This is a genomic window from Arthrobacter sp. FW306-1B-G06A (assembly GCF_058781765.1).
Map to the genome: position 1 here is coordinate 77,916 of NZ_JBYSXB010000002.1, position 15,027 is coordinate 92,942.

Annotated in this window: 16 protein-coding genes; 7 read left to right on the forward strand and 9 right to left on the reverse strand. The window is 64.2% G+C overall.

Going from position 1 to position 15,027, the window contains the following annotated elements:
• The first annotated feature begins 8 nt into the window (after positions 1-8).
• On the forward strand, positions 9-452 hold the full coding sequence (locus AC3WJM_RS01395; protein WP_059389261.1) for an SRPBCC domain-containing protein: 444 nt from the start codon (positions 9-11) through the stop codon (positions 450-452).
• A gap of 29 nt (positions 453-481) precedes the next feature.
• On the opposite strand, the gene AC3WJM_RS01400 is transcribed toward AC3WJM_RS01395, so the two are convergent.
• Positions 482-2,080 (reverse strand): ABC-F family ATP-binding cassette domain-containing protein, encoded by a 1,599-nt coding sequence (locus tag AC3WJM_RS01400; protein WP_306959633.1) that lies wholly within the window; start codon positions 2,078-2,080, stop codon positions 482-484.
• Positions 2,081-2,304: 224 nt separating this feature from the next.
• Between AC3WJM_RS01400 and AC3WJM_RS01405 the strand changes: the two genes are divergently transcribed.
• From AC3WJM_RS01405 to AC3WJM_RS01420, 4 genes are all read left to right on the forward strand, one after another.
• Positions 2,305-3,078, forward strand: coding sequence for a YrzE family protein (locus tag AC3WJM_RS01405; RefSeq protein WP_492271050.1), 774 nt, complete (start codon positions 2,305-2,307; stop codon positions 3,076-3,078).
• 158 nt (positions 3,079-3,236) lie between these two features.
• Positions 3,237-3,851, forward strand: coding sequence for a biotin transporter BioY (locus AC3WJM_RS01410; protein ID WP_059389263.1), 615 nt, complete (start codon positions 3,237-3,239; stop codon positions 3,849-3,851).
• Positions 3,852-3,869: 18 nt separating this feature from the next.
• Positions 3,870-4,601 carry an energy-coupling factor ABC transporter ATP-binding protein gene (locus AC3WJM_RS01415; RefSeq protein WP_492271051.1) on the forward strand — a complete coding sequence of 244 codons (732 nt, stop codon included), beginning with the start codon at positions 3,870-3,872 and terminating at the stop codon, positions 4,599-4,601.
• The gene (locus AC3WJM_RS01420) at positions 4,598-5,221 is read left to right on the forward strand and encodes an energy-coupling factor transporter transmembrane component T family protein (RefSeq protein ID WP_059389265.1); all 624 of its coding nucleotides are present in this window, start codon (positions 4,598-4,600) and stop codon (positions 5,219-5,221) included. Before AC3WJM_RS01415 ends, AC3WJM_RS01420 begins: the two co-directional genes overlap by 4 nt.
• Here the strand turns inward: AC3WJM_RS01420 and AC3WJM_RS01425 are convergent.
• The 8 genes from AC3WJM_RS01425 to AC3WJM_RS01460 all read right to left on the reverse strand — a co-directional run bounded on the left by AC3WJM_RS01425 (position 5,218) and on the right by AC3WJM_RS01460 (position 13,112).
• Entirely contained in the window at positions 5,218-6,435 is a 1,218-nt protein-coding gene (locus tag AC3WJM_RS01425; RefSeq protein WP_492271052.1) for a thiolase family protein, read from the reverse strand. The two genes, AC3WJM_RS01420 and AC3WJM_RS01425, sit on opposite strands and share 4 nt — an antisense overlap.
• Positions 6,428-7,837 carry a class I adenylate-forming enzyme family protein gene (locus tag AC3WJM_RS01430; RefSeq protein ID WP_492271053.1) on the reverse strand — a complete coding sequence of 470 codons (1,410 nt, stop codon included), beginning with the start codon at positions 7,835-7,837 and terminating at the stop codon, positions 6,428-6,430. The genes AC3WJM_RS01425 and AC3WJM_RS01430 overlap by 8 nt, the downstream gene beginning before the upstream one ends.
• A 126-nt stretch (positions 7,838-7,963) precedes the next feature.
• Positions 7,964-8,296: a metal-sulfur cluster assembly factor gene (locus AC3WJM_RS01435; RefSeq protein ID WP_059389266.1), complete on the reverse strand. Its 333-nt coding sequence runs from the start codon at positions 8,294-8,296 to the stop codon at positions 7,964-7,966.
• Positions 8,297-8,310: 14 nt separating this feature from the next.
• Complete coding sequence (gene sufC, locus AC3WJM_RS01440) at positions 8,311-9,105, reverse strand: Fe-S cluster assembly ATPase SufC (protein ID WP_284988212.1); 795 nt, start codon at positions 9,103-9,105, stop codon at positions 8,311-8,313.
• A gap of 38 nt (positions 9,106-9,143) precedes the next feature.
• Positions 9,144-9,500, reverse strand: coding sequence for a non-heme iron oxygenase ferredoxin subunit (locus tag AC3WJM_RS01445; RefSeq protein ID WP_059389267.1), 357 nt, complete (start codon positions 9,498-9,500; stop codon positions 9,144-9,146).
• Positions 9,501-9,526: 26 nt separating this feature from the next.
• Entirely contained in the window at positions 9,527-10,855 is a 1,329-nt protein-coding gene (sufD, locus tag AC3WJM_RS01450) for a Fe-S cluster assembly protein SufD (protein WP_306959620.1), read from the reverse strand.
• A gap of 2 nt (positions 10,856-10,857) precedes the next feature.
• Complete coding sequence (gene sufB / locus AC3WJM_RS01455; protein WP_284981344.1) at positions 10,858-12,333, reverse strand: Fe-S cluster assembly protein SufB; 1,476 nt, start codon at positions 12,331-12,333, stop codon at positions 10,858-10,860.
• Positions 12,334-12,344: 11 nt separating this feature from the next.
• Positions 12,345-13,112, reverse strand: a complete 768-nt coding sequence (locus AC3WJM_RS01460) for a helix-turn-helix transcriptional regulator (protein WP_059389270.1) — start codon at positions 13,110-13,112, stop codon at positions 12,345-12,347.
• Positions 13,113-13,264: 152 nt separating this feature from the next.
• Between AC3WJM_RS01460 and AC3WJM_RS01465 the strand changes: the two genes are divergently transcribed.
• Both AC3WJM_RS01465 and AC3WJM_RS01470 read left to right on the forward strand, forming a co-directional pair.
• Entirely contained in the window at positions 13,265-14,230 is a 966-nt protein-coding gene (locus AC3WJM_RS01465) for an ABC transporter ATP-binding protein (RefSeq protein ID WP_284988214.1), read from the forward strand.
• Positions 14,227-15,003, forward strand: coding sequence for an ABC transporter permease (locus AC3WJM_RS01470; RefSeq protein WP_492271054.1), 777 nt, complete (start codon positions 14,227-14,229; stop codon positions 15,001-15,003). The genes AC3WJM_RS01465 and AC3WJM_RS01470 overlap by 4 nt, the downstream gene beginning before the upstream one ends.
• The last annotated feature ends 24 nt before the right edge of the window (positions 15,004-15,027 follow it).

Below are 15,027 nucleotides of genomic sequence, written 5' to 3' on the forward strand. Positions count from 1 at the left end.
TGTTGAGCATGGCTGAATACACCTACGTCACGTACATCGAAGGAACCGCGGACCAGATTTGGACGGCGCTCACGGACGCAGCCCAAAGCGCTGAATACTGGGGCCATGCCAATGTCTCGGATTGGAAGGCAGGTTCACGATGGGAACACCAGCGCACGGACGGCTCCGGAACCGCCGACGTCGTGGGAACCATCCTGGAAGCAACACCCCCGGCGCGCCTGGTGAACACGTGGGAGGATCCCGCGGTTCCGGCGGTTGTGAAGCCCGACGTTGTCACGTTCACCATCGAGTCGCATGACGGCATTGCAAGGCTCACGGTCCATCACAGGAACATCGCCGACGACGAACAGTTGGCGATCGCAGGCCGCGGCTGGTCGGCGGTCCTGTCCAATCTGAAAAGCTACATTGAACTGGGCCGCCCGCTTGCCTCCGTGCCGTGGGAAATGCCCTGACGCCGTGGGAAATGCCCTGACCCTCAGCCCTAAGCGAGCGTGATGAGGTCCAGGTAGTCTTCGTTCCAGTGGTCTTCGACCCCGTCCGGAAGCAGGACAACACGTTCCGGGTTCAGGGCCTGCACGGCGCCCTCATCGTGGCTGACGAGCACGACGGCGCCGGAATAGTTTCGCAGTGCGCCCAGGATCTCGGCGCGGCTGGCCGGGTCGAGGTTGTTGGTGGGTTCGTCGAGTAGCAGCACGTTGGCACTTGAGGCCACGATCGTGGCGAGGGCCAGCCGCGTCTTCTCACCGCCGGAAAGCACACCTGCCGGCTTGTCGACGTCGTCACCCGAGAACAGGAACGACCCGAGGATCCCGCGGACCTCTGCGTCCTTCATGTCCGGAGCCGATGAACGCATGTTCTCCAGGACCGTGCGGTCGTGGTCCAGGGTTTCGTGTTCCTGCGCGTAGTAGCCCACTTTGAGCCCGTGGCCCGGGACGATATCGCCGGTGTCCGGCTTGTCCACCCCCGCGAGCATCCGCAGGAGGGTGGTCTTGCCGGCACCGTTGAGGCCCAGGATGACCACTTTGGAGCCACGGTCGATTGCCAGGTCCACGTCGGTGAAAATTTCCAGTGAGCCGTACGACTTGCTCAAACCCTCTGCCGTGAGCGGAGTCTTGCCGCACGGAGCAGGATCCGGGAAACGCAAGGCTGCCACGCGGTCATTCTCGCGGACTGCTTCCAGGCCGCCAAGCAGCCGTTCGGCACGCTTCGCCATGTTCTGCGCGGCCACGGCCTTGGTGGCCTTGGCACGCATCTTGTTGGCCTGGTCCATGAGGACCTGGGCCTTCTTCTCGGCATTGGCGCGTTCGCGCTTTCGGGCGCGCTCGTCGGTTTCTCGCTGCTGCAGGTAGCGCTTCCAACCCATGTTGTAGAAGTCGATCTGCGCCCGGTTGGCGTCCAGGTGGTAGACCTTGTTGACGGTGGCTTCCAGGAGCTCCACATCGTGGCTGATCACGATCAGCCCGCCCTGGTGGCCCTTGAGGAAGTCGCGGAGCCACGTGATGGAGTCCGCATCGAGGTGGTTCGTGGGTTCGTCCAGGAGGAGGGTCTCGGCGTCCGAGTAGAGGATCCTGGCTAGTTCCACGCGGCGGCGCTGGCCGCCGGAGAGTGTCTTGAGCGGCTGGTTCAAGAGACGCTCGGGAAGTGCCAGGTTGGAGGAAATAGCTGCGGCTTCCGCCTCGGCCGCATAACCGCCTCCCGCGAGGAACTCGGCTTCCAAACGGTCGTAGCGGTTCATGGCCTTGCGCTGGACCGTGGCGTCCTCGCTGGACATGTCCGTTTGCGCCTGCTTCAGCTTGCCCACCACCACGTCGAGGCCGCGGGCGGAAAGGATGCGGTCGCGTGCAAGCTGTTCCATGTCCGGGGTCCGGGGATCCTGGGGCAAGTAGCCAATCTCGCCACTGCGGGCAACCTTGCCGGCAGCGGGGAGTCCCTCACCGGCGAGGACGCGGGTGAGGGTCGTCTTGCCTGCACCGTTCCGGCCCACCAGACCGATTTTGTCCCCCTTGTCCACGCGGAAGCTCACCTGGTCCATGAGCAGGCGGGCGCCGGCGCGCAGTTCGAGTTCCTGGACGGTAATCAATTCGGGGGATGCCTTTCAATGGGGAACACCCGCAGCACCCGAAGTCAAGGCGCGGCTGAAGTGGAGGGGCCGAACAAACGGCCTTTACGATTCTACCGCCCACGGGGTCCCACACTCGCCAGCGCCAAGGCCCGGCACGAAGGGCCCGGAAATAGTAAGCACCCTTGCTACTATTTTCGGTGCGTGGTTAGGTGAAGGTAGGACGATTGCGAAGGAGGCTCTCGATGAGCAGCACAACAGGATCCGATGGCAAACACGTCCGGGCCGACCGCGGCCAGGATGAAGTCCCTTACACCGAACCACGCCGTGACCGGGTAGGAGATGTACCTGGCACCGGCCCTGGCTACACTGACAACAGCTACGTCGACGAGACGAGCAGCTACCCCGTGGTTCCCGCCGCATCAGACCCAAACGCCGCCACCCGCGAGACAGTCATCGCCCGCGAAAAGGAGCAGTTCGGCGGAATCAAGATCGGCTCGGCCTTCTTCGGCTGGCTGACCGCCACGGGAATGGCCGTGCTCCTCGTCGCCCTCGTGGCGGCGGCCGGGATCGCTGTTGGACTCGCGAACAACGCGAACGTCAGTGACGCAGCGAACCTGGCATCATCGCAGCCCGTTGGCATTGCCGGGATCATCGCGCTTCTGGTGATCCTGTTCCTCTCCTATTATTGTGGCGGCTACGTTGCCGGACGCATGGCCCGGTTCAACGGCATCAGGCAGGGGCTCATGGTCTGGTTTTGGGCAATTATTGTCGCCGTGCTGGTCGCGTTGCTGGGCTTGTTCGCCGGACCGCGGTTCAATATCCTCGCCACCGTGAACAGTTTCCCGAGGATTCCGGTGAATGAGGGACAGCTGAGCACCATCGGCATCATCGCCGCCTTGGTCGTGGCAGCAGTGACCCTCATCGCCGCGGCACTGGGCGGACTGGCTGGAATGCACTACCACCGCAGGGTTGACCGCGCGGGCTTTACCCCAACAGCAGACGACGTCGAGGCTTAGCCAGGGCGGCTCCGGCAACCAACAGCGCCGCTCTTTGTACCTTGGCCCCAAGGCCCGGGCGCGTTGCTCGTGGACACCCTACAAAATGCAGTGTCAGGCCGCTCTGTAGTGTCGGTTTCAGGGGATTCCCTCTGCCCCGGCACCAGATAGGACTCACGATGAGCAGCACCGAAACCGCATCCACGCGAAAAACTTCACCCCGAACCCGCTGGACGTCCACGGACATCGGCCTCATCGCGGTATTCGCAGCCCTCGTGGCCGCCTCAACACTGATTCCAGGCATTCCGGTGGGCGCCCTGGGCGTGCCGATCACCCTGCAGACCCTCACCGTCATCCTCACGGGCCTCGTACTCGGCGGCGGGCGGGCTTTTGCCGCCGTCGGGCTTTACACCCTGCTTGGTTTCGCCGGACTGCCGATCTTCAGCGGGGGCCGGAGCGGGCTCGGTATCCTGGCGACACCGTCGGCCGGCTACATCATCGCCTTTCCCTTGGCGGCGGCCGCCACCGGCTGGCTGGCAGCGATCGTGATCCGCAAGACTGTCAAGTACCGCGCCGTTTTCCTCTTTGCCGCAGCCATGATCAGCACCATCGTCCTCATCCACGGCCTCGGAGTGCTTGGCTTCATGGTCAATGGCAAGTTCGACTTCGCCAAGGCATTCCTGGCCGACCTGCCCTACTACCCCGGCGACACCATCAAGAACGTCCTTGCTGCGATCATCGCCGTCTCGCTCCACAAGGCCTTCCCGGACATCCTGGTCCGCCGCGTCAAGTAAAGCGGGAACAATCAGTACATGAACACCATCATTCTCAGCGAAGTCGCGGTGCGCGTAGCCATCGATGGCAGCCCGGCGCCCAAGACTTTGCTGCAGGACGTCTCCTTGGAACTCACGGAGCAACGCGTCGCAGTCATCGGGGCCAACGGCTCGGGAAAGTCCACCCTTCTGCGCTTGCTCAACGGCTTGGTGGCCCCCAGCGAAGGCACCGTCAGCGTCAACGGCGCCGACAGCTTGCGGGACGTCCGCCAGGTCCGCAGCCAGGTGGGATTCGTCTTCACCGACCCCCTGTCGCAATTGGTCATGCCGACCGGGCGGGAAGACGTCGAACTATCACTGCGGCGTTCCATCAAGAACTCCAAGGAGCGTACAGCCCGGGCGGAAGCTGTCCTGGAACGGTTCGGGCTCCTCGACCTTGCCGACCAAAGCATTTACGAGCTGTCCGGCGGCGAACGGCAACTACTCGCCCTGGCCGCAGTCCTCGCGGTAAACCCCGGCGTGTTGGTCCTCGACGAGCCGTCAACATTGCTGGACCTGCGCAACCGGGAGCTGCTCAGGCGGACGCTTGCGGGCCTGGAGCAACAGATCATCATGTCCACCCACGATCTCGACCTCGCCCTCGAAGCGGATCGTGCCCTCGTGGTGGATTGCGGACGGATAGTGTTCGACGGCGGAGCAGCCGACGCCGTCGAACACTACCGCGCGCTGTGCGCCGCTGAGCCCGCACAAGGCAAGGTCGAGGCGACGTGAGGGGCCACGGGGTCCTGATCCCGAATTATGTGCCGGGCGACTCGATCGTGCACCGCACTCCCCTATGGCTCAAGTTCCTGCTCGTTGCCGGCTGCGGCCTGGCGTCGTTCCTCGTTGTCGACTGGCTTGTCTCGGCAGCCGTCCTCGGGGTGATGTGCGTGCTCTTCCTGCTCAGCGGCGCGGGGCTCAAACGTCTCGCGCGTTCCGTGTGGCTCGTGACGCCCATCCTCGCCGTGATCGGCGCCTTCCAATGGTGGCAACTGGGCGGCCCCGTAGCCGCGCGGATCGTGCTCAATGTGCTGGTCTGCGTCGTTGCGGCGTCGGTATTGACGGTCACGACTCCGGTGCAGGCGTTGCTGGACGGGGTGGTTGCCCTGTCCAAGCCGTTCAAGCGGTTCGGGGCGGACCCCGAGCGTTTCGCGCTGACCATCGCCATTATGCTACGCAGCCTTCCGTTCATCGCCGGCGCATTCTCCGATGTCCGTGACTCAGCCCGTGCGCGCGGCCTCGAACGCAATCCCCGCGCCCTGGTACTGCCGGTATTCATCACCACGGTTGCCTATGCGCGCCAGACCGGCGATGCCCTGGCCGCGCGCGGTCTTGGCGACGCGGAAGACTAATTGCCCTGCAACTGGGAGTACTGGAACATTGCCGCCGTGCCCATGCCACCCGCGATGCTGATCATTGCCAGTGCCAGGCTCTCCCGGCCGGGCTGATCTTCGGCAATCCTGCGGGCCTGGGCAAGTAGCCGCGTTACCAGGACAGCGCCCGACGCACCGTAGGCGTGTCCCAACGCCAACGCACCGCCGTCGAGGTTCGCCCGTTCCGGTTCCACTAGCAGCGCCTCAAGGCAGGCGAGGGTCTGCGAAGCGAATGCCTCGTTGAATTCCACGAGGTCCAGTTCCGCAGGTTCAAGATCGAGCCCGGCCAGCAACCGTCTGGCCGCCACCGAAGCTCCGAGCCCCAGCAATTCCGGGTCCACGCCCGCGGTGTCACAGCCCAGGACGAGCAATCCGTCGGCGGCACCAAGCTGCCGTGCTCGCTCGAGTGAAGTGATCACGACGGCGGAGGCCGCGTCAGCGTCGAAGCACGAGTTTCCGGCGGTCACAGTGCCGCCCGGTACGAATGCCGACGGAAAGCGGGCCATGAGTCCGGCCTTGAGGGATGCCCGGGGTCCGTCATCCGCCTGCACCACGGTGCCCCCGGCTTCCAAGGGAACAATTTCGGAGGCGAATGCGCCGGCGGCACGGGCAGCGACGGCGCGCTCGTGACTCCGCACGGCGAACCCGTCCTGTTGTTCGCGACTGACGCCACACTCCCGCGCTACGTTTTCAGCGGCCACACCCATGTCCGGATCCCCGAACCCGGGCGGCACGAAGGTGGCGCGGGTGTAGAAGTCCGGCTCGCCGTCGGGGTCCGGATTTCGCCTGGCACGCAACGGAGCAGTACTGATGCTCTCCACTCCCCCGGCGAGGAAGACGCCGTTACCCCCCGCGGCCACGAGCCGGGAGGCCAAGGCGATGGCGTCGAGTCCGGAACCGCACTGCCGGTCCACGGTCAGTCCTGGAACACCCACCGGCAGTCCCGCGAGCAATGCGGCATACCTGGCCAGGTTTCCGCCCCCGCCCACCGCATTCCCGATGACGACGTCGGTGACGTCCGGGCCGGCAACACCGGTGGTTTTGAGGAGTGAGCGCAGCACGGGAGCGAGGAGTTCCTCGGCGCGAAGGGGCTTCAGTTGCCCATTGGCCCGGCAAATTGGTGTACGCAAGGCGGCGATGATCACCGGCTGGCGCGAAGGGTCCAGCCCCGTGCCCCGCTCGCGGCTAGGCAAGGGGTTTCGCCCGCGGATCGTTGTTCTCAATCCAGTCGAGCAACATTTGGCGGCTGACCTTCCCGCGGTCCGTCACGGGCAATTCGGACAGCGTGAAATACCGCAGGGGTCGCTTGTCCCGGGCGAGCAAACCGTCCAGTCCCGTCTTCACTTGGGTTGCCGTCACCGAACCATAGGCGGGTACGATTCCGGCGACGACTTTCTGGCCGCGCACTTCGTCCAACATCCCGGCCGCTACAGCCGCCGAGACCCCGGGGACCGATGCCAGGGCGAGTTCCACCTCGTGGGGATAGACGTTCCTCCCGGAGGTGATGATCATGTCGGACCGACGGCCGAGGATGTGCAGGACACCGGAGTCCACATAGCCCTGGTCCCCCACCGTGTACCAACCGTCAAAGCACCGCAGCGCTTGGCCGTCGTCGCCCCACAGATACCCGTTGCTGACCATGCCGGAGCGGACACAGATATTCCCGTCTGCCCCTTCGGGCCGCTCCGCGCCGTCGTCGTCCATGATCTTGAGTTCGACGCCGGGAAACGGTTGGCCGATTCCCGTTCCGCCGGCGTCGAGCGGTTCCCCGGCGGCAAGGCGCGTTCCGGAAACGAAACTGAGCTCGGACGCACCGTAATACTCGAAAATTGCCGCATTGGGCGCCCACCGCCTGGCCGCCTCAAGGGTACGGGCGTCCAGCTTCGAGCCTGCGCAAATAATGCTCCGAACACCGGATGCGTCCACGCCCCCGGTCAATCCGCGCTCACTCAAGAGGCGCAGCATAGTAGGCACGAGGACAAGGCGGGTGACCCCGTCATAAGCGATGGCCGCGTGGACATCGCCGACGTCGAAGGTCTCCAGGGTATGGAAAGCCGCCCCCGCATACAAGCATTCGGACAAGGCGTAGAGGTTCAAGCTCGCGGCCAGCGGTCCGGGCGCAAGCGTCCTGTCCTCCGGCGTCAGCCCGAAGAATTCGATGGAGGCGTCGAACGAGACCTGCCACGAACGCCGTGAACGGGTGAAGGCCTTGGGGACGGACGTGGTTCCGGATGTCAGGCCGATCAGGAACGTGGAGTCCGGATCGCCGTCGGTCAGCTGTTCGCCTTCGCCATGGTGGAGGCCGGTGGCGGACCCGGCTTGCCTCATCCTCCCGGTGACCTCATCGATCATGGCGTGCGGCCACAACGGGTCGAGCACGGCGCAGCGCCGCTCGCCGGCCACCGCGGCCGTGTACGCCACCACGAAGTCCAGGGAATTGGGCTCGGCGAGTATCGTCGTCGCGGCGGTCTCGCCCAGGCGCAACGTTGCGGCGTCCCGAAGGTCAGCCCAGTTGAGCCGTTTGCCGCCGACGACGACGGCGGTGTCGTCGGGGCGGTCATCGGCCCAGAGCTGAAGTTTGTCCAGAAAAGGCATCATCGAATTTTAGCCTCTGCGCCAGCTCCCCGGCCTTCTGTGACGCTGTGCGGGTACGACGACGGCCGGTCACCTTTCGCGAAAGGTGGCCGGCCGTCGTCGTACTTTAAGCAAGCGGTGGGGATCCTAGATGTTGAAGCCGAGTGCCCGCATCTGGTCCTTGCCGTCGTCAGTGATCCGCTCGGGACCCCATGGCGGCATCCATACCCAGTTGAGGCGCCAGTCGTCGACGATGCCGTCGAGGGACTGGCCGACCTGCTCCTCGAGGACATCCGTCAGCGGACAGGCCGCCGTCGTCAACGTCATGTCGATGAGCAGGGCGCCGTCCTCCTCCGAGTATTTCAGACCGTAGAGCAGCCCAAGGTCCACCACGTTGACACCGAGTTCCGGGTCAATGACATCCTTGAGCGCCTCCTCGACGTCCTCGAGGCTGGTGCGAGCCGCGTTGATTTCGGTCATGGCGGGAGTCCTAACTAGGCCTGTGCTGCTGCGGCAGCAGCGATGGTGGCTGCGCCGGCGCCCGTGGCGTAACGGTCGTAGCCTTCTTCTTCGAGGCGGTCGGCCAATTCGGGGCCGCCCTCTTCGACAACCTGGCCATCAACAAACACGTGGACGAAGTCCGGCTTGATGTAGCGCAGGATGCGGGTGTAGTGGGTGATGAGCAAAGTACCCATGTTGCCCGTGGCGTGGGCGCGGTTGACGCCCTCGGAGACGACCTTGAGCGCGTCGACGTCCAGGCCGGAGTCGGTCTCGTCAAGCACGGCGAACTTCGGCTTGAAGAGTTCGAGCTGGAGGATCTCCACGCGCTTCTTCTCGCCGCCCGAGAAGCCCTCGTTGACGTTGCGCTGTGCGAAGTCGGCGTCGATGCGCAACTGCTGCATGGCCGCCTTGACATCCTTGGTCCAGGTGCGGAGAGCGGGAGCTTCGCCGTCGATTGCCGTCTTGGCGGTGCGCAGGAAGTTGGTCATGGTGACGCCCGGAACCTCTACGGGGTACTGCATGGCCAGGAAGACGCCTGCACGGGCGCGCTGGTCAACGGTCATGGCCAATACGTCTTCGCCGTCGAGCGTGATGGTGCCCCTCGTGACGTTGTAGCGCGGGTGGCCGGCAATGGTAGACGCCAGGGTGGACTTGCCCGAACCGTTGGGGCCCATGATTGCGTGGGTCTCGCCGGTCTTGATGGTCAGGCTGACGCCCTTCAGGATCTCCTTGGTACCCTGCTCCGTCTCGATGCTGACGTGCAGGTCCTTGATCTCAAGAGTAGACATGCTCTTCTTTCTTTCGTAAGTCTTTAGGCACTTGGCGCTCAGTAGTTCTGTACTGACGCGCCGTTCACAACGTTGGTCACGTCCACGTAGACGTCGTCACCGTCGAGGGTGACGGCGAAGACGGGGACGGGGTCATAGGCAGGGAGCTGCAAGGGCTGTCCGGTGCGGAGATCGAACTGGGAGCCGTGGCCCCAGCATTCGATCGCGCAGCCTTCGATTTCACCCTCGGCGAGCGAAATGTCCGCATGCGAGCAGGTGTCGCCGATGGCGTGGATCTCCCCCATCGAGTCCTTGACGATGGCTACGGGGTAGTCATCGATCAGGATGCGCAGCGCCTGCTTGACCTGGATCTCGTTGGCGTTGCATACCAGTTCGCCTTGTGGCTGATCGCTCATAGTCTGTTTTCCCTGCTTGGCTTGAATTAGTTGTCGCTCGCGGCGAGCTCACGCTCAACAGCTTCGGTGAGGCGCTCTTCGAGTGCCGGTACCTTGATCTGCTGGATGATCTCGTTGAGGAAGCCACGGACCACCAAACGGCGGGCGACGTCTTCCGGAATGCCGCGTGCCATCAGGTAGAACAGGTGCTCATCGTCGAAGCGGCCGGTGGCGCTGGCGTGGCCGGCACCCTCGATCAGACCGGTCTCGATTTCCAGGTTCGGCACCGAGTCGGCGCGTGCACCGTCAGTGAGGACCAGGTTGCGGTTGGCCTCGTAGGTGTCGGTGCCTTCTGCTTCCTTGCGGATCAGGACGTCGCCGACCCACACCGTGTGCGCGTTGCGGCCTTGCAGGGCGCCCTTGTAGAGGACGTTGGACTTGCAGTTGGCCACGGCGTGGTCAACAAACAAGCGCTGCTCGAGGTGCTGGCCGGCGTCGGCGAAGTACAGGCCGAACATCTCGGCTTCCGCGCCCGGCGCCGTGAAGCGCGTGGACGGAGTCATGCGCACGACGTCGCCGCCGAGGCTGACCACGATGTGCTTGAACTTGGCGTCCCGGCCCAGCTTGGCCTGCTGCGAAGAGGCGTGAACGGCGTCGTCGTTCCATTCCTGGAGCGAGATGACCGTCAGGTCGGCACCGTCTTCGACGAGGATTTCGACGTTCTCCGAAACGATCGCGCTGCCCTGGTGGTCCAGGACGATCCGGGACTTGGAGAAGCGCCCTGCCACGATCACGATGTGCTGGGCGGAAGCTTCAGTGGAGGTGCCGGTCAGCAGGACGGACACTTCGCCGTCGAGCTGGAGCTCGGCGGGCACCGTAATGACGGTGGCCTCGGTGAAGTTCTCCCAAGCGTTGGCGGACACGCGGTCCTCCGGGATGGCTGCGGAGCCGATGCGGACGTCGTCCCGCCCCACGGTCTCGACGACGACGCCTTCCGGGGCGGTCACGGCGACCGACGGTGCCGAACCGGAGAGGACCTCGTTGTGTAGGCCGCGAAGCCGCTTGAGCGGGGTGAAGCGCCAGTCTTCTTCCAGTCCGGTGAGGGGCTTGAAGTCGGCCAGCTTGTACGAGGTCAGTCGACCTGCGCGCGAACTGTCCGGAATTCCAACGCCGCCGCCGTGGGAGTGGCTCTTGGCCGAGGCGCCCGCAAGCGGTCCGGCCGAAGGAGCCTGTTCCGAGGTCTTTTCCGAGGTGGAAGAGGTGTTCGTGCCGGTGTTGACAGGCGAGAGGTTCTCGCCTTCTTCGGTGAAGCCGTCAATAAATGGCTGTGCCGAGGGCGCGCCGATGCGGGCCTTTTCAGTAGTGATTTCAGTCATTGCTAACCGACGGATCCTTCCATCTGCAGTTCAATCAGGCGGTTGAGTTCAAGGGCGTATTCCATGGGCAACTCACGGGCAATCGGCTCAATGAAGCCGCGCACGATCATTGCCATGGCCTCGTCCTCGGGCATACCGCGTGACATCAGATAGAAGAGCTGCTCCTCACTGACTCGGGAAACGGTGGCCTCGTGACCCATCACCACGTCATCCTCGCGGATGTCGATGTAGGGATAGGTGTCGGAACGCGAAATGGTGTCTACCAGCAGGGCGTCGCAACGCACCGTGTTGGCGGAGTGCTTGGCGCCTTCGCGGACCTGGACCAGGCCTCGGTAGGCTGCACGGCCGCCGCCGCGGGCAACGGACTTGGAAATGATGGAGCTCTTGGTGTTCGGCGCGATGTGGACCATCTTCGAGCCGGTGTCCTGGTGCTGGCCTTCGCCGGCGAAGGCGATGGACAGGGTCTCACCCTTGGCGTGCTCGCCGACCAGGTAGACAGCCGGGTACTTCATGGTCACCTTGGAGCCGATGTTGCCATCGATCCATTCCATGGTGGCGCCTTCTTCGCAGATGGCGCGCTTGGTGACCAGGTTGTACACGTTGGTGGACCAGTTCTGGATGGTCGTGTAACGGACGCGGGCGCCCTTCTTCACGATGATTTCCACCACTGCCGAGTGCAGCGAGTCCGAAGTGTAGATCGGAGCGGTGCAGCCTTCGATGTAGTGGACGTAGGAGTCTTCGTCCGCGATGATCAGGGTGCGCTCGAACTGGCCCATGTTCTCGGTGTTGATGCGGAAGTAGGCCTGCAGCGGGATGTCCACGTGGACGCCCTTGGGGACGTACACGAAGGAACCGCCGGACCATACGGCCGTGTTCAGCGAAGCGAACTTGTTGTCGCCCACCGGAATGATGGTGCCGAAGTATTCCTGGAAGATCTCCGGGTGCTCACGCAGGGCGGTGTCGGTGTCCAGGAAGATGACTCCCTGCTTTTCCAGGTCCTCGCGGATCTGGTGGTACACGACCTCGGACTCGTACTGCGCGGCCACGCCGGACACGAGGCGGCTGCGCTCGGCTTCCGGGATGCCCAGCTTCTCGTAGGTGTTGCGGATGTCCTCGGGGAGGTCTTCCCACGTGGCAGCCTGCTTCTCGGTGGAGCGCACGAAGTACTTGATGTTGTCGAAGTCGATGCCGGAGAGGTCTGCACCCCAGGTGGGCATGGGCTTGCGGTCGAAGTACTTCAAGCCCTTAAGGCGCAGGTCCAGCATCCATTGCGGCTCGTTCTTCTTGGCCGAAATGTCGCGGACTACCTCTTCGTTGAGACCACGGCGTGCGTTGGCGCCGACGTCGTTCTTGTCGGCCCATCCGTACTCGTAGTTGCCAATACCGTGCAGCTCGGGATTCTTCTCCAGAATCTCCGAGATCACAGCACCGTCAGCTAGCGCTTTCTCTGCTGTTCCTTCAGCTAATTGACCCGTCATCACGGCCTTTCTTACTGATTGTTGGATTCGACATGGGGCGTGGCCCGCAGCTTCGGAAACCCGAGGGCTTCCTTGGCGGCCGGCCTGCCGGTTGGAATGTGGGTGGTGCAGACATGTCCGCCCTGCGCGAGGGTGGAAAGCCTGCGGACGTCGACGCCGACCAAACGGGAAAACAATTCGGTCTCGGTGTCGCAAAAAACGGGAAATTCCGCGGCGAGCTGCTGGATGGGGCAATGGCCTTGGCACAGCTGGACGCTCGAGAGGGAAGCGGGCAACGGCGCCTTGGTCTCAATAGACGCAGCGGACGCGACATATCCGTCCCTGCTCAGCGCCTTGGACAGTGCCACAGCGCGGGCCGCAATGTCGGAACCCGCCAGGTCCACTTCGGGTGCGTAGCGCTCTTCCATTTCGGCGAAGCGCTCCACCGCATAGTCCCTGACAGCTTCCTCGCCTGCGAGGTCCCGGAGCTTCCGCAACGCGGAACTGGCAATGTTCAGGTAGTCATCCCCGAGCTTCGACTGCCCTTGTGAGCTGAGGACATAGCGACGGGCCGGCCGGCCTGCGCCGGCACCCGCCTTCGCGACGCGTTTTACCTCAATGACCCCGGCGCGCTGGAGGTGATCCAGGTGACGGCGGACGGCTGCGGGGGTGAAACCCAGCATGTCGCCGAGTTCAGCCGCGCTGACGGGGCCGTGCTCCAACACCGCGTTGAGTACACGGTCGCGGGTGCGGTCTTCCGCGTCAGCCGCGCCAGCAGCTGTGCCACCGGGCACAGGCATGACCGCGCTATGCCCTGCGGGCACGGAAACAGAACTCCTCATGGAATACACAACACAATCATGTCGTAATTTAGTCCGAGCATCCAGTAAGGCAAGGCTGGCCTGCGGCACCTTGCCCGCCGCACCCCTACTACTTCACGTAGAATACTCTGGTGCGATCCCCCGAATCCCCTGTCCTCACCATCGATGGACTCATCAAGGACGTTGGCCCGCTGGCTTCCCTTGACGGCAAGATGCTCCGGGTAGTCAGCGGCCTGTCAATGTTCGCAGAGCGCGGCCAGATCACTGCCTTGCTGGGTGCCAATGGTGCGGGCAAGACGACAACGCTCGAATGCGCGCAAGGCCTTCAAAAACGTACCGGCGGCCGCATCGCGCTCCTTGGCGAAGACCCCGATACGGCCGGCGCGAACCTTCGTTCGCGCGTCGGCGTGATGCTGCAGGACGGCGGCCTCCCGCCGTCGGCCCGGCCCATCCCCTTGCTTCGGCACATTGCGGGCATGTACCAAAACCCGCTGCCCCTGGATGGACTCGTGGAGCGCTTGGGCATCGACACTTTCAGCCGCACCGGAGTCCGCCGCCTGTCGGGCGGCCAGAAGCAACGGCTCTCGCTTGCGGCCGCCTTGATCGGCAACCCCGAAGTCCTGTTCCTGGACGAGCCCAGCGCGGGCCTCGATCCCCAGTCCCGCCAAATCGTCTTCGAGCTCATCGCCGAACTGCGGGATGCCGGCATGGGCATCATCCTCACCACACACCTCATGGATGACGCCCAGAGGCTTGCGGACTACGTCTACATCATCGACGCCGGTCACAACGTCGCAGAGGGCACCGTCGCCGACTTGTTGAGCCACGGCCACGAGGCCATGGACGGCGTGACCGAACGCACCCTGTTCTTCGATGCCCCGGCCGGACTCGACATAGCCGCGGCCATCGGCGACGAACTCACGATCACGGAAAGCCGGGCAGGCAGCTACGCGATCGCAGGCACGCTGACTCCGCAACATCTGGCCAAACTCACGGCCTGGTGGGCCGAAAAGGGCATTATGCCGGCGTCCCTCCGCTTGGAGGCGCGCAGCTTGGAAGACGTATTCCTGGACATTTCCGGAAGGGACATCCGATGACCACTGCGAGCCCCGCGCGCAGCACACCCCACGCCGGACCCGCACCTTTGATGCGCAGGATCCTGCTGCAGGGGCGCTACGAAACCTTGACCATGATCCGGAACGGCGAGCAGCTGATCCTGGCTGTGATCATGCCCTTGCTGGCCTTGGTGGGACTCGCCGTCACACCGCTGCTCGATGGCTTGGGCGCCAGCCGTGTGGACATCGCGACGCCGGGCGTCCTCGCATTGTGCGCCATGTCCACGGCATTCACGGGCCAAGGCATCGCCACGGGCTTCGACCGGCGCTACGGCGTGCTCCGCTTCCTCTCGACCACTCCCTTGGGCCGGACCGGCCTCATCGCCGGAAAGATCATCGCCGTCTTGGCCGTCCTGGTCCTCCAGGTCCTGGTGATCGGCGCCGTGGCCGGGTTGCTGGGCTGGCATCCGCGTCCCGAAGGCTGGCTTCCGGGCCTGGTGCTTTTGGTTCTCGGCGCTGCCGCCTTCACCGCGCTCGGGCTTCTGGTTGCCGGTACAGTGCGGCCGGAGGCAACCCTCGCCATCACGAACCTGCTCTGGATTCTGCTGGGCGCCCTCGGCGGAATCGTGGTTCCTGCCGAGCGTTTGCCGGAACTGGCACAGAACATTGTGCATTTCCTGCCCTCGGGAGCCCTGGGGCAGTCGCTCAGGGACGCTTTCCTCCATGGCAGCGTCTCCCTGCCCTACGTTCTTGTGCTGTTGCTGTGGACCATCGTTCCTGGCGCGGCCGCCGTCCGCTGGTTCAAATGGAACTGAGCGTCCCGTTGTGGAACCAAAACG

Excerpts from the sequence above, each read along its gene's own strand:
- AC3WJM_RS01395 (WP_059389261.1), top strand. The coding sequence starts at position 9 with ATGGCTGAATACACCTACGTCACGTACATCGAAGGAACCGCGGACCAG.
- AC3WJM_RS01405 (WP_492271050.1), top strand. The coding sequence starts at position 2,305 with ATGAGCAGCACAACAGGATCCGATGGCAAACACGTCCGGGCCGACCGC.
- AC3WJM_RS01410 (WP_059389263.1), top strand. The coding sequence starts at position 3,237 with ATGAGCAGCACCGAAACCGCATCCACGCGAAAAACTTCACCCCGAACC.
- AC3WJM_RS01415 (WP_492271051.1), top strand. The coding sequence starts at position 3,870 with ATGAACACCATCATTCTCAGCGAAGTCGCGGTGCGCGTAGCCATCGAT.
- AC3WJM_RS01430 (WP_492271053.1), bottom strand. The coding sequence starts at position 7,837 with ATGCCTTTTCTGGACAAACTTCAGCTCTGGGCCGATGACCGCCCCGAC.
- AC3WJM_RS01435 (WP_059389266.1), bottom strand. The coding sequence starts at position 8,296 with ATGACCGAAATCAACGCGGCTCGCACCAGCCTCGAGGACGTCGAGGAG.
- sufC (WP_284988212.1), bottom strand. The coding sequence starts at position 9,105 with ATGTCTACTCTTGAGATCAAGGACCTGCACGTCAGCATCGAGACGGAG.
- AC3WJM_RS01445 (WP_059389267.1), bottom strand. The coding sequence starts at position 9,500 with ATGAGCGATCAGCCACAAGGCGAACTGGTATGCAACGCCAACGAGATC.
- sufD (WP_306959620.1), bottom strand. The coding sequence starts at position 10,855 with ATGACTGAAATCACTACTGAAAAGGCCCGCATCGGCGCGCCCTCGGCA.
- sufB (WP_284981344.1), bottom strand. The coding sequence starts at position 12,333 with ATGACGGGTCAATTAGCTGAAGGAACAGCAGAGAAAGCGCTAGCTGAC.
- AC3WJM_RS01460 (WP_059389270.1), bottom strand. The coding sequence starts at position 13,112 with ATGCCTGTGCCCGGTGGCACAGCTGCTGGCGCGGCTGACGCGGAAGAC.
- AC3WJM_RS01470 (WP_492271054.1), top strand. The coding sequence starts at position 14,227 with ATGACCACTGCGAGCCCCGCGCGCAGCACACCCCACGCCGGACCCGCA.